Genomic DNA, 14,246 nt, shown 5'->3' with positions numbered 1-14,246 from the left:
AAAATTGTTACTAACGTAAAGTCGGCAGCGTTATCGTCTGACAGGCAAAATTCTTATCTTGAAAATTATGGCGAGGATAGAAATAATGGATATCTATTATAATGGTGTCATATTTGTAAAAAAGGGCCAGGATGCAGAGGCAATGGGCGTTGAGGGTGGAAGAGTGGTTTTCACTGGTGACCTTTCTGAAGCCAAAAGATGGGCTCAGGATAAAGAAACGGTATGGCATGATATGAAAGGGGCTTTCTTAGTCCCTGGTTTCATTGATTCCCACTTACACCTTCTTCAGTACGGTTATGTATTAAGCTGTCCTGACCTTTCAAGGCATACCTCATCCATAGAGGAAATCATTGGGGCTTTGCATACCTTTCAAGAGAAAGGTCAGAAAAAATCAGGAGATTGGATTGTTTTAAGGGGCTGGAATCAGGAGCAATTTATTGGTGACAAGCGGCTGCCTACCCGTCAGGACCTGGATCTGGTGTCCAAGGACCGTCCCATACTCATTTACCGCTCCTGCGGACACATTGCGTGTGCCAATACCGCGGCTCTTTTAGCGGCTGGTATCAAAAAAGAAACGAGGAACCCGGAAAGAGGTTCCATTGATAGGGATGAGGCGGGAGAGCCTACTGGCATTCTTCGAGAGTATGCAATCAATCTGGTCAGCACAAAGATACCGCCGCCAGATATAGAGGTTGTAAAGGCTCATATGATACGGGCCATGAAGCGGTTAAATTCTTATGGAATCACTTCCGTACAAAGTGACGATTTTGGGGCTTTTCCCGGACTTTCTTATAAGACGGTGATAGAAGCCTATGAAGAACTGGAGAAAGAGGGACGTCTGACCGTAAAGGTATATGAACAGTGCCTTCTGTCAGATCAAGATGAGTTAGATAATTTTTTAGGGGATGGTTATAGGACAGGAAAAGGAAGTGAGTTTTTTACCATAGGCCCCTTAAAGATAATAGGAGATGGCTCTCTTGGAGCGAGAACAGCCTCATTAAACAGCCCTTACGCTGATGATATAGAAAACCCTGATAACTGCGGTATCTCTATCTACAGTCAAGAAGAGTTAGATCAAAAGATAAGCTACGGAGCCTCTTATGGAATGCAGGTGGCTGTTCATGCCATCGGAGACAAGGCCATGGAAATGACCTCAAGGTCTATCATAAAGGCACTTGAAGGAAAGAAGGACAATCCCATGCGCCATGGAATCGTTCATTGCCAGATTACCACACCAGAGCTATTGAAAACCTTTCGGGAGTGGAATCTCCATGCCTATGTGCAGACCATATTTATGGATCATGATAATGATATTGTTGAGAATCGTGTAGGAAGGGAACGGGCTGCCAGCACCTATGCATTTAAGACCTTAATGGATGCGGGAGTTACGGTATCCAATGGCTCTGATGCTCCGGTGGAGCATGGAGATGTGCTGGCAGGAATCCAGTGCGCGGTCACAAGAACCACATTAGATGGAAGAAAGACCTTCTTACGGGAACAGTCTCTTACGGCGGAAGAAGCTCTTCATACCTTTACAGCCATGGGAGCAAGAGCCAGCTTTGAGGAAGAGGAAAAAGGCATGCTCCTGCCCGGAATGGCGGCAGATTTTACCGTATTATCTGAGGATATCCGCAAATGCCATCCGGAAAGGATATCAAACGTTTCTGTTTGTCAGACCTTTTTAAACGGCATATGCGTCTATAATTCAATGGCCTGAAATAATAAGTGAAAGTTGCTGTGGCGATGAAGGGAATTTAAGCCTTTTCCAATGAATGTCCAGGTATCGTTATAATCACCGGGGACCGTGAAATCACTGTTTGATAAAAAGGACACAAATCCTTTCGGATCTGTGAGGTAATGATCTGCAAAGGAATCTGCAAAGTTCACCTTATCTTCATCGGAAAGATTACCATTCCTGTCATGAAACACGTGCTCTAGGTTTCGGGAGAAATAATACACACGGTATGGTAGGGTACCCACTTTACCGGTTTCAGACAGCTTATTTAAAATCTGTGATTTCCTTTCATTTCGTTCCTGGACCCGTTTGGGGTTCGATGCTTCTACCCGGTCGTCAAAGTATTGAATGTCTCTTACCTTTTGATACATGACTTTGTCGGGGGGAATAAATGCCCCGTCAATATCCACCAGATGAATGACCTTTAAAATATCATTTCTCTGGTAACCATACCGCTTTCTTTCTGTTTCCACATGCTGATATACGGTCTTCACTGCATTATTCACAGAGACCGCCCAGTTGCTGGTCATATCACCGTGGACAATATGAAAGCGTACCTCTTCATTATGAAATATTTTCTTTAAAACAGGGCTTAGGGTGTCTTCATCCGTAGGCCCTTCTGCAATAAAGAGGAGGACTTTTTTACTTTTGGATATCATGGAAAGCCCCCTTTCCAGCTCTTCGAAAGGCCCGCCCAATCTCCACGGTATCTGTTTCCGCGTAAACGGCTTCCCGCTGTCCGCCTAAGGTGATGCTTCTTAAATAAAGATCTCTCAGGTTATTGCTGCTTTTCACGTTCTGGAGGCGGATGTAGCGGTTTAAAGGGTTGGTAGTGGAAAATACAATGCTTTTTCTATGGAGCATTTCCAGAGCACGCAGATTGTGGGAGGTAAAGATCAGCTGTCCCTTGGCTCCCTTTTCCATGACGGAAAGCAGCTCTCCAAGAAGGTATTCATAAATACCGGCATCCAGTTCATCGATAATCAGGCACATGGAGGGGTGGTTATAGATGCACATCAGGACATTTAAAACCGATATGATCTTAATGATTCCTTCGGACTCGTATTTTAAAGGAATAATAATATCATCCCGTTTGGAAATCAGTTCAATCTTATAGCCCTCTGAGCCATTTTCCCGCAGCTGCTCCCCAAAGTTGTGAATGCCGATGGAGAGTCCGGGGATCATTGCTGAAATGACGGCATTCATATCCTCTATAATCTGGTTCACAATCCGGTATTGTTCCTTGGTGATGATGGAAGGGCCGTCAAGGCGTATGGGAAGCTCGCCCTTTTCCACCTTTTTTCCCACCTGGAGCCGGAAAGCAAAGGGGAGCATGAAGTTCATGCTGATGGAACCGGAATGGGCGCTAGTGATGACAAACAGGTTATAGCTGGCATACTGGTGCAGCGCCTTGATGATGTAGGCGTATTCTTCTGAAATATCATGGGGAGCAGAAAGGAATATATTTCTTCCTTCACTTCCAAAGAGAAAAGAGACCATATTTTTCTGAGCCAGCCGTTTTGCAACGTTTAAGTTGATTTTGTTTTCTTCATTGCACCGTACCAACTGGTCAAAGCGGTATTTTGGAGTAAAAACGGGACCTTTGGAGGAAGAGGAGTAGTCGATTAAATTCTTCCTGTTTTCAAATTTCTCTCCGGTCCATAGGGAGGCAGTCAGTGTTTCCTTTGAAATCTCAATTTCCCCTTCCGGTAATTTTCCCAGAATGACAGAGTATTCAGCCAGAGAGGCTTTATCAGGAGCCTGAATCATGAAGGTTACACTGATTTTTAAAGAATCCATGTCCTCTGAAATATAATGGCCGGTTTCTTTGGGAAGAGATTTTCCGGTAAGGAGTATCTGTAGGAGAGCCATGGCCTCGATCACGGCTGTTTTCCCGGAGCCGTTCTGGCCATAGATTCCAAGTATGTCAGCTGATGAGGAAAAGAAGTTCTTTTCAATGGCAGAGGGCATCTCAATCTGCCCATATTGTGTATTTTTAAATCCCGATATTTCAATTTTACTGATTCGGACGGAGGTATCATTCATATGCCTGGTTTCCTTTCCATATAATTAATTCTATAGTAGCACATTTTACCCTGTTGACAAGAATAAAATGGAAAATCGGAATATTTTATACCGATTTAAGTATTATTGACCTTATATATGATTTTATTCTTTGGTTTTCTGCACATTGTTTTCTTCTTACCAAACCAGGAAATTTATGTCAGGAAATCCATATTGACAAATGAATTATTTCAACGTATAATGTCCTTACTCAAAAAGAAATGAAAACAAACAACTGAATATCAGATTCGTTAAGAGGGAGTAGTTTTAATGCACTGTCAACATCCGGCTTTTAAAAGCAGCCTGGTGGTGCATGCCCAAAGGTGGTTACCAGACTTTTAATGTATTTATTTGTGGATACGTCATCCATAAAAGAATGCATTAATGGTCTTTTTTTTATACTTTTTCGAGATGCTATAAGTAGCCTGTAGAGGATTTTGACGTGGCTGTTTGATTTAGGACAGCGGAATGGAGGAAAGTTTGAAGGATTGGTATCAAAAAAATGGTGAAGAGGTTTTAAAAGAGCTTCATACGAAAAAAGAAGGATTAAGCTCAGAGGAAGCCGCCGAACTTTTAAAAAAGGGAGAAAACGTTCTTAAAGAAGGCAAAAAGAAAAGTACGCTCCAGGTCTTTGCCGAACAGTTTAAGGATCTCCTGGTCATTATACTCATTGTGGCTGCCACCATTTCCATGTTATCCGGAAATGTGGAAAGCACGGTTGTCATTGTGGCGGTTATTTTACTAAATGCCATATTAGGAACCGTACAGCATGAAAAGGCCCAGAAATCACTGGAAAGCTTAAAGTCATTGTCCTCACCAACGGCAAAGGTCATAAGGGATGGTCAGAAAATCGAGATTGATTCCAGGAACGTAGTTCCAGGAGATATCCTGCTCCTTGAAGCCGGGGATATGGTGGTGGCTGACGGCAGAATTTTAAATAATTATTCCCTCCAGGTCAATGAAAGCTCCCTGACTGGAGAATCCACCAATGTAGATAAAGAAGATACCGTATTTGAACTGGATATGCCCCTGGCAGACCGTACCAACATGGTCTATTCCGGCAGTCTTGTGACCTATGGAAGAGCCGTAGTTGCAGTTACCGGTACGGGTATGGATACGGAAATCGGTAAGATTGCCAGCCTCATGAATGCCACAAAAGAAAAGAAGACACCCCTCCAGGCCAGCATGGACCAGTTTTCCAGCCGGCTTGCATTTGTGATTATGATCATATGCGGATTGGTATTTCTCTTAAGCCTTTACCGCAGAATGCCGGTTCTGGATTCTCTCATGTTTGCAGTAGCACTTGCAGTAGCAGCCATTCCAGAGGCATTAAGCTCTATTGTAACCATTGTTCAGGCCATGGGAACGCAGAGAATGGCTAAAGAGAATGCCATTATTAAAGAATTAAAAGCAGTGGAAAGTCTTGGCTGTGTTTCTGTCATCTGCTCCGACAAGACAGGAACCCTGACCCAGAATAAAATGACGGTACAGGATATCTATATCGACGGAACAACCATGACACCGGAGGACCTTGATATCAGCAGCCAGCTTCACCGGTATTTAATCTACGATGCAGTCCTTACCAATGACTCTGCCATTGTGGAAGGAAAGGGAATCGGCGATCCCACGGAATATGCCCTCCTTGAGATGACCGGGAAAATAAAAGTAAGCCACCATTATTTAAGGGATTTAATGCACCGTCTGGAAGAGCTTCCCTTTGATTCAGATCGTAAGCTTATGAGTACCAAATACCATCTACACGGAGTTCCAACTGTCTTGACCAAAGGAGCCGTTGATGTTTTATTAGACCGTATGACTCATATCCGTACGTCAGAAGGCATCAGAGAGCTTGACCAAAAGGACCGGGAAGAAATTATAAATCAGAACATGAGATTTTCCGAAAATGGTCTGCGTGTTCTGGGATTTGCCTATAAGGAAGTGGAAAAGGATCACGTCCTTTCTTTAAACTCGGAAAATGGCTTTATATTCCTTGGACTGGTATCCATGGTGGACCCGCCAAGAGAAGAGTCGAAGGCAGCTGTTTCCGATGCAAAGCGTGCAGGAATCCGTCCGGTCATGATCACTGGAGACCATAAGATCACAGCTACAGCCATCGCGAAACAGATCGGTATCTTTGAAGAAGGGGATCTGGCTGTGACAGGGGCGGAGCTTGACGGTATGACGGATAAGGAACTGGATGAGAAGATTACAAAAACCTCCGTTTATGCCAGAGTATCACCGGAAAATAAGATTCGGATTGTAGATGCATGGCAGAGAAGAGGCAATATTGTTGCCATGACCGGAGACGGCGTTAACGATGCTCCCGCCTTAAAAAAGGCGGATATCGGCGTAGCCATGGGAATTACCGGTACCGAGGTTTCAAAAGATGCCGCATCCATGATTCTCTCCGATGATAATTTTGCCACGATTATAAAAGCCGTTGCCAATGGACGAAATGTGTACCGGAATATAAAAAATGCCATTCAGTTTTTGCTGTCAGGCAATACAGCCGGAATTCTATCGGTTCTCTACACCTCCCTGATGGCGCTTCCAATTCCATTTGCTCCGGTGCATCTGCTCTTTATCAATCTGCTTACAGATTCCCTTCCGGCCATTGCCATTGGTATGGAGCCTGCAGAGCATGATTTGTTAGGAGAAAAGCCAAGAGATCCAAAAGAAGGGATTCTCACAAAAAGTTTCCTCTTAAAGCTTCTGATGCAAGGTACTTTAATCGCAGCCTGTACCATGACAGCTTTCCACATGGGACTGAAAACAGGAAGCCCGGCAGTAGCCAGTACCATGGCATTTGCTACACTGACCTTATCCCGGTTGTTCCACGGGTTTAACTGCAGAAGCAAATATTCCCTTTTCAAAATCGGATTCTCCACCAACTGGTACAGCCTCGGTGCATTTTTCGCCGGAGTGGTATTGCTTCATATGGTAATGTTTGTGCCTCTGCTTTCCAGACTTTTTTCCGTGGCACCATTAAGCGGAGGCCAGCTGGGAATGATCTATGGATTATCATTCATTCCTACGGTTATCATTCAGATTTCAAAAATAATAAAGAACAGTAATTGATAAGAATTATACAAAAAGACTCTATGGGAACTCCGTAGAGTCTTTTTGTATATAAGAGATTACAGGTAAGATACCTGTCACTGCTCCGCACAAATAATCAGGTAATAAAAGCTCTTTTTCCTTACAATAGGAATGATACAAGAAATTTTAAGGAGGAACCATGGACGAAAAGATAATAGGCTTTGAAAAACAAATTAAAACAGAATATAATAATGTTACAGGCGTCATCGTATTAAAAGGCGGAGAAATGGTATACGAAGGGTATTTTAACGGCTATACTTCTCAGGATACGGTACATGTGATGTCTGTTACAAAAAGCATAATATCAGCCCTCATAGGCATTGCTATTGACAAGGGATTTATTAACAATGTGGATCAAAAGGTTTTGGAATTCTTCCCGGAGTATACAATAAAGCGTGGAGAAAAAACAATTCAGGAAGTAACCCTTAGACATATGCTGACAATGACTGCACCCTATAAGTACAGGTCCGAACCATATACCAGAGTGTATGCAAGCGATGACTGGACAAAAGCAGCTCTTGATCTGCTGGGAGGAAGGTCTGGAATCACAGGTGAATTTAAGTATTCTACGGTTGGAGCTCAGATACTATCCGGGGTTCTTGTAAGAGCCACAGGGAAATCCGTCCTTGATTTTGCCGCAGAAAATCTATTTGTACCTTTGGGCATAACAGTACCTCAAAGTAAGGAAGTACGTGATAAGGAAGAACACATTTCCTTCATAAAAAGCAAGTATTCCAGCGGCTGGATCGTGGACAAAACGGGAGTCAACACGGCTGGCTGGGGCCTGTGCTTAACGCCACGGGATATGGCTAAGGTTGGTCAATTGTACTCAAATGGCGGTATTTATCATGGCAGGCAGATATTATCTTCCAATTGGATTGAGGAGAGCACAAAGGAAAAAAGCCGTTGGGGAGAACTGCCTTACGGGTATTTATGGTGGATCATTCCGACAAAGAGTGGCCTTTGCTTTGCAGCGATCGGAGATGGTGGTAACATGATTTTTGTCCATCCCAATAAAAAAATGGTGGTGGCTCTTACCGCTCTTTTCACCCTTAAGCCGAACAATAAACTGGAACTGGTTACAGAACATATCATCCCCATGTTTGAGTAGAAAGGTTCTTAATAAAAGGAGGTGAATGCGTTGGATTGGATTAGCGGAATACAAAAGGCTGTGGATTACATGGAGGCGCATATTACCGAGGAACTTAAATTTGATGTAATAGCAAAACAAGCGTACTCGTCAAGCTTTCATTTCCAGCGGGTGTTCAGTATTTTATGCGGATATACCCTGGGTGATTATATCCGTATGAGAAGGCTGTCTCTGGCTGGTAGCGAGCTTGCGGCTTCCAACACTCGGGTACTTGATATCGCTGTGAAATATGGATATGACACTCAGGAAAGCTTCAGCCGTGCCTTTACGCGCTTTCATGGAGTATCCCCGTCTCAGGCGCGAAATGGAGCCAGCTTAAAGTCATTTTCCCGTCTGTCTGTAAAGTTATCCTTAGATGGAGGAACGATTATAGATTACAGGATGGAAACGAAGGAAGGGTTTTCCATGATCTGCAGGAAGATAGGTCTGTCCAGTGAAAAAGAGCTATCCTTTACCCATATCTCTGACTTTTGGCGTCAATGCAATGAAGATGGAACAATCGAGGCTCTGAGTCAATATATTCCGGAAAGTTCTATTTTTAACCACTCCATTGTTGGTGCAAGCTTTGGGAAAGACGCGGGGGATCCCAATCATCCATATGCCATAGGAACTCCTTGTCATAACGTATCGGTAATGGAAGATGCATTTTCAGTAGAGGAAATACCGCCTCATACTTACGTAGTATTTAAGTGCAATGGAAAAATGCCAGATGCATTTCACAGGCTGTACCATCAGATTTACAGTGAATTCTTCCCGGGAAGCGATTATCGTCCCTGTGGAGGTACGGATTTTGAAGTGTACCCATCTGCTGATGTAAATAATCCCGCCTACACCTGTGAAATCTGGGTGGCTGTGGAAAGGAAATAGGCTTCCCATTTCATTCTGTGCCAGCGTCTGAGCTTTGCAAACCTGGGGAATTGGAAAAATATAGCCCCAAAAACGTCAATTTATGTTACAATAAGGAATATCAGAAAACAGAGGAAATTAAAATGTTGTATCAAATCATAGACGGGACAGTGAGCGCAGGCGGCAATTTGATCTTGTCACATATCGATTTTGAGATACGGGGAAATGAAAAAATAGCGGTGGTGGGCAGCAATGGGGCCGGGAAAACCACCCTTTTAAAATTGATTGCCGGGGAAATTACCTTGGACCGGGATGATAAGAGAAACGGTCCGGGTATTGTTACCTCCAGAAAACCTACCATTGGATATTTAAAGCAGCAGGCTTTTATAGAGAAAGACAGGACTGTGGAGGAAGAACTGTTATCCTCTTGTCCTTATAAAGATACCTTCTCCATGGAGAGGTTTGCATATGAGCGGGAATATGACAGGTTATTTACAGGCTTTGGATTTATAAAAGAGGACAAAAAAAGAAAAATAGCCGATTTTTCCGGGGGCGAGCAGACAAAGATTGCACTGATCAGCCTTTTGCTTCAAAAGCCTGATATTCTTCTTTTGGACGAGCCCACCAATCATCTGGATATTCAGACCGTGGAATGGCTGGAACAGTATATGAAGCATTATGAGAAATCTGTGGTAATGGTATCTCACGACCGCTTTTTTCTGGACCAGACGGTGTCGGTGGTCTATGAACTTTCAGGAAAAAGGCTTACGAAGTATCCCGGCAGCTACACTCATTACCGGGAAGAGAAGAAAAAGTATATTCGAATCAAAACGAAAGAATACGAGAGGCAGCAGGAGGAAATCAACCGCTTAAATGCATTGGTGGAGCGGTTTAAGAATAAGCCAAGCAAGGCAGCCTTTGCAAGAGCCAAGAAAAAGGCGGCGGAGCGGATTCAACTGGTAGAAAAGCCCATGGAGGATGAAGCTCATATATTTACCGGTGCCATAGAACCGGCAATCCTGGGCAGTAAGTGGGTCTTTGAATCAGAGCATCTTAAAATAGGATATGACAGACCGATTGCGGAACTGACCATGAGAATCCGCAGGGGGCAGAAGATTGGCATTCTTGGACCAAATGGAGCCGGAAAAACCACCTTTTTAAAAACAGTCGCCGGACTGATCCCAAAGGTGTCCGGGGAGTATTCTATTGGCAATCAAATCACCATTGGATACTTTGATCAGCATTCTTCAGAAATAACCTCTTCAAAAAGTGTGGCAGAGCATTTCCACGATTTATTTCCTTCTCTGATGGAGAAAGAAGTGAGGAGTATTTTGGGGGCTTATCTATTTGGCGGAAAAGAGGCCATGAAGCCAGTAAATTCCTTATCAGGCGGAGAAAAGGCGAGGCTTGTGCTCATGGAGCTGCTGCAGAGCAGACCCAATTTTCTGATACTTGATGAGCCCACCAATCATATGGATATTAAGGCGAAGGAAACACTGGAATCGGCCTTTATGAGTTATACGGGAACTATTTTATTTGTATCTCATGACCGGTATTTTTTAAGCCGCCTGGCAGAATCCATTCTGCTTTTTGAAGGGCAATCTGTATTTTATTATCCCTTTGGGTATGAGCATTATCTGGAACGAAGCCGAAAAGCAGAGAATGGGGAAGGAATCGCAGCCAGGGTGAAGGCGGAAGAGCAGGCCTTGATCGCTGGCATGAGGGCAGTACCAAAAGCCGAACGACATCGGTTAAAGGAGATTTCCACAGAGGAAGCATATATGGATTGGAAGCTGGGCCTTGTCCTTGAAAAGCTGGTACCGGCAAGAGACAGGGTGGAGGAACTGTCAGAGCGTCTGGAAGAATTAAAAACGGCCTGGATCAATTCTCAGGAGTACTGGAATGGTATGGAGTGGGAGGAGGCCCTTCTTTATCAGCAGATTGCAGAGGAACGGGATAAGGCTCAGGAAGAATGGACCAGATGGTGTATGGAATGGTTTGAGACTGCGTTTGGAGAAGACATGGTATAAAGAAAGCGTAGAATAAGGGCCGTTAAGGGCCGGGATTCTACGCTTTTATGTGATATATATGTATTAATTATCCTGCTATTTCACTATTAGTATTTTCCCAAACCGAAAGCAGGGGATAAACTAGATTGTAAGGAAGTGTTTTTATTGAGCTTGAACTTTCCGACTTCCTGCTGTAACGTCTGTGCCTGTGCGGCCAGCTCTTCACTGGAGGCAGAGCTTTCTTCTGCGGTTGCTGCATTTGTCTGAATGACAGCAGATACCTGTGACAGACCCTGATTGATCTCTTCGATGGCTGCCACCTGGTTGCTTGAGGCTGATTCGATTTCCTGTATTGCCTGCTCCACCAGTCTGGATTTCTCCTGTACTTCTTTTAAGATTCTGGAAGTTTCAGTAGCCATCTGTTCCCCTTCGGAAACGGCTTCTACGGAATGAGTGATTAGGACACCGGTTTCCTTGGCAGCTTCTGCAGACTTAATGGCAAGGTTTCGTACTTCATCAGCAACGACTGCAAAGCCTTTACCGGCATCCCCGGCACGTGCGGCTTCTATGGCTGCATTTAAGGCTAAGATGTTTGTCTGGAAAGCGATATCTTCAATTACCTTTGTAATATTGGAGATTTCTGCGGAGGCAGTACCAATTTTATTCATGGATTCGTTTAAGTTCTCCATAAATTCATTGCTTGCAAGGACTCCGCTGCTGCTTTGTTCTACATAAGTGGAAGCAAGACGGACGTTGTCTGCGTTGTGCTCTGCCTGTTTTGCAATGGTAGTAATAGAAGCATTCAGCTCTTCTACGGTAGCCGCCTGCTCGGTGGAACCAGAAGCCAAGGCCTGGGCAGCAGAGGATACCTGCTCCGCGCCGGTATTTACCTGGTCGGCTGAAATATTAATAAGAAGAAGGGTGCGGTTGAGGTCATTTTCAATCTTTCGAAGAGCAAGTCCAAGAACATCTTCGTCGGAACGGAGGGGGACTTCCTGAGTGAAATCACCATTGCTGATTTCTTCTGCAATCATTACCTGCTCCCTGATTCCACTCAGCATCTGGGTAAATGCATCGGCAAGCTGACCGGTCTCATCCTTGGAATCTATGTCTTTTAAATCCACATCCACATGACCAAGAGCGATTTTCCTTGCAGCAAGTACTACCTGGCCGATCGGCTCGCTGATCATCTTAGAGATTTTAAAGCTTAAATAGAGAGCAGCAATTGTTCCCAAAGCCACGATGATGCAGAGGATCACGGTTAGAACCATAGCGGTGCTGTCGTTGCCTTGGCTTGTCTCCTTCGCTGCATCCATACGAAGGGTGATAAGCTTATCCATGTTGTCGTAAATTTTCTGAATGGCTTCAGCATCACGGTTCAGTGCAGATAAGGCAGAGATACTATCTCCAGATTTAGCAGCCTCCAGACACGCCTGTATCATCGGATCGTATGACTGCTCAAACAATTGGGTCGCTTCATCAAGCAATGCCAAAGTTGAATCAGATTTTATACTTTTACGGTATACTGCTGCGTTGTCAAGAAATGCTTTTTTTGAATTCTGATATTCCTGCTCTAGTTTAGTCAGCTCAGATTGGCTTCCTGAATGAACAACCATGGCATTAATATCTGTACGAAGAGTGTAAAGGTTTTTGGTTGATGCAAATAGTTCGGTGATGGGTGCTGTCTGCTCCTCATATAAATAGGTATCCATTTGATTGATGCGGATCATGCCAAAGATACCCACGCCTCCAACGACTAGCATCATCAGCACTACACTAAGGAAAGCGGTGAGTAGTTTTTTTGTAATACTGTAATCCCTGAAATTTTTCATGCTTTGAACCTCCTGTTATTGGTCTTTTTCTTATGTACGATTGTTTCAATTTGCTCTGTAAGAAAAATTAGATTGCGTGCATATGGGATTCGCAGTTTAACTAAAACTGTGGCACTATGGTGAAATACCTGGATTTTACATAGTTTTATGCGGTAATGACGGAGGATTCGACGGCGAATGTATGTTGCTTCATACTGGTAAGATGCATATCATTAAACTTATCAATGGCTATTTTTTTCTGCTCCATAAGGGAATGTGCGTAGACATTCATGGTAATTGCTACATTAGAATGGCCTAATATTTCGCTGACAGTCTTAATATCCACGTGAAGTTCCAGTGCCCTGGTAGCAAAGGTATGACGGGTTGAATGAAATTTCCGGTCCTTGACACCGGCTCTTTTAAGAACCCTTTTATATAACTTCTGGTATGCCCTGGGGTCAATGGGGGCATTGCTGCCCGATAATATATAATAATCTTCCTTATCTCCAGTTAAGATATAATCCTTTGCAATTGTTACAAGAAACGCTGGAAGGGGTATTTTTCTTATGGAAGTACGGCTTTTCGGAGTACCAACATTCAGCAGAGTTTTGCTTTCCTGCTTGTTGAAGTTTTTTGTTCGAGTCACGGTACGCTTTATGGACATAGTTGCAGCATCTAAGTCGAAATCACTCCACCTTAAAGCACAAAGTTCTCCAAGACGAATGCCGGTGTATATGCAGAGTATGATCCCGAGTGCACGTTTATCTTCATAATTAATGGCTGCCCATTCTATACTTCTTTGTTCCTTCATTGTAAAGATCTCTACCTCTTTTTGTTCTGTTTTAGGTAGTTTCACTGCCTGAAGAATGATAGAAGAGTCGTTGTGGTTTATAAGAATTTCTTTTAATGCTGTTTTAAAAACAGCGAGAATCTTTTTCTTATAAGCATCGGAGATTGAGGTTTCCTCCTTCATTTCTTTTACGAATAACGTTACAGATCCTTCTGTAATTTCTTCGCAGTGATTTTTTGAATAGAATGGAATAATATATTTATTCAAACAATTATAATAACTTTCATAAGTTGAAGGCTTTACACGGTTAACTGCCTCGCATTCCAACCAGTTGCAGAAGAGTTCTACCGCATTAGGAGTAGAACTTCCCGGAGCATCGTCTGATAATTTGTTGTTTTCTATAAAGAATCTCATTTTCTCTTTCACTTCTCGATAACTTTTTCCGTAAAAGTACTGGTATTTGCCAGTGGATTTTTGCTGTCGGCCCTCCCAGCGCCCGTCTTTTCGCTTATATATATTTTCACCTCTGCGCGGCATTGCTATAATTCTCCTTTTTGACGTAATTTTTGACGGCGAATGTTGTGAATTTCGCTCAAAATGCTTTGCATCTTTCATTTTTAAGCGTTTGAATTCTATCATCAACACTATTTTTGTTAGGATTGACAAACAATAAGCTGGTATTATATAATGAAAGATGTCGAAATTTGTCTGAAAGTTGCGGCGTGGTTTTAGTTAAACTGCG

The 14,246-nt window shown here is 43.3% G+C and carries 9 protein-coding genes; 5 read left to right on the top strand and 4 right to left on the bottom strand.

From position 1 onward, the window contains the following. The first annotated feature begins 67 nt into the window (after nt 1-67). Nucleotides 68-1,717: an amidohydrolase gene (locus T546_RS0118530; RefSeq protein ID WP_242842261.1), complete on the top strand. Its 1,650-nt coding sequence runs from the start codon at nt 68-70 to the stop codon at nt 1,715-1,717. On the opposite strand, the gene T546_RS0118525 is transcribed toward T546_RS0118530, so the two are convergent. Continuing rightward, nucleotides 1,699-2,394, bottom strand: a complete 696-nt coding sequence (locus T546_RS0118525; RefSeq protein WP_026892911.1) for a hypothetical protein — start codon at nt 2,392-2,394, stop codon at nt 1,699-1,701. The two genes, T546_RS0118530 and T546_RS0118525, sit on opposite strands and share 19 nt — an antisense overlap. After that, nucleotides 2,378-3,781, bottom strand: a complete 1,404-nt coding sequence (locus T546_RS0118520; RefSeq protein WP_026892910.1) for an AAA family ATPase — start codon at nt 3,779-3,781, stop codon at nt 2,378-2,380. The genes T546_RS0118525 and T546_RS0118520 overlap by 17 nt, the downstream gene beginning before the upstream one ends. Nucleotides 3,782-4,279: 498 nt before the next feature. On the opposite strand from T546_RS0118520, the gene T546_RS0118515 reads away from it, so the two are divergent. The 4 genes from T546_RS0118515 to T546_RS0118500 all read left to right on the top strand — a co-directional run bounded on the left by T546_RS0118515 (nt 4,280) and on the right by T546_RS0118500 (nt 10,924). Then, nucleotides 4,280-6,877 carry a cation-translocating P-type ATPase gene (locus T546_RS0118515; protein WP_026892909.1) on the top strand — a complete coding sequence of 866 codons (2,598 nt, stop codon included), beginning with the start codon at nt 4,280-4,282 and terminating at the stop codon, nt 6,875-6,877. Nucleotides 6,878-7,037: 160 nt separating this feature from the next. After that, the gene (locus T546_RS0118510; protein WP_026892908.1) at nt 7,038-8,009 is read left to right on the top strand and encodes a serine hydrolase domain-containing protein; all 972 of its coding nucleotides are present in this window, start codon (nt 7,038-7,040) and stop codon (nt 8,007-8,009) included. A gap of 21 nt (nt 8,010-8,030) precedes the next feature. Further along, complete coding sequence (locus tag T546_RS0118505) at nt 8,031-8,915, top strand: AraC family transcriptional regulator (RefSeq protein WP_334291597.1); 885 nt, start codon at nt 8,031-8,033, stop codon at nt 8,913-8,915. A 122-nt stretch (nt 8,916-9,037) separates the two neighbouring features. Next, on the top strand, nt 9,038-10,924 hold the full coding sequence (locus tag T546_RS0118500) for an ABC-F family ATP-binding cassette domain-containing protein (RefSeq protein WP_026892906.1): 1,887 nt from the start codon (nt 9,038-9,040) through the stop codon (nt 10,922-10,924). A gap of 86 nt (nt 10,925-11,010) precedes the next feature. Here T546_RS0118500 and T546_RS23985 read toward each other — a convergent pair whose 3' ends face one another. Both T546_RS23985 and T546_RS0118490 read right to left on the bottom strand, forming a co-directional pair. Next, nucleotides 11,011-12,735: a methyl-accepting chemotaxis protein gene (locus T546_RS23985; protein WP_051629971.1), complete on the bottom strand. Its 1,725-nt coding sequence runs from the start codon at nt 12,733-12,735 to the stop codon at nt 11,011-11,013. A gap of 145 nt (nt 12,736-12,880) precedes the next feature. Continuing rightward, nucleotides 12,881-14,041, bottom strand: a complete 1,161-nt coding sequence (locus T546_RS0118490) for a tyrosine-type recombinase/integrase (protein ID WP_026892905.1) — start codon at nt 14,039-14,041, stop codon at nt 12,881-12,883. Nucleotides 14,042-14,246 lie beyond the last annotated feature (205 nt).

It is taken from the genome of [Clostridium] aerotolerans DSM 5434 (genome assembly GCF_000687555.1).
GTDB classification, from domain to species: domain Bacteria; phylum Bacillota; class Clostridia; order Lachnospirales; family Lachnospiraceae; genus Lacrimispora; species Lacrimispora aerotolerans.
This window is presented reverse-complemented; position numbering and strand designations above follow the sequence as displayed.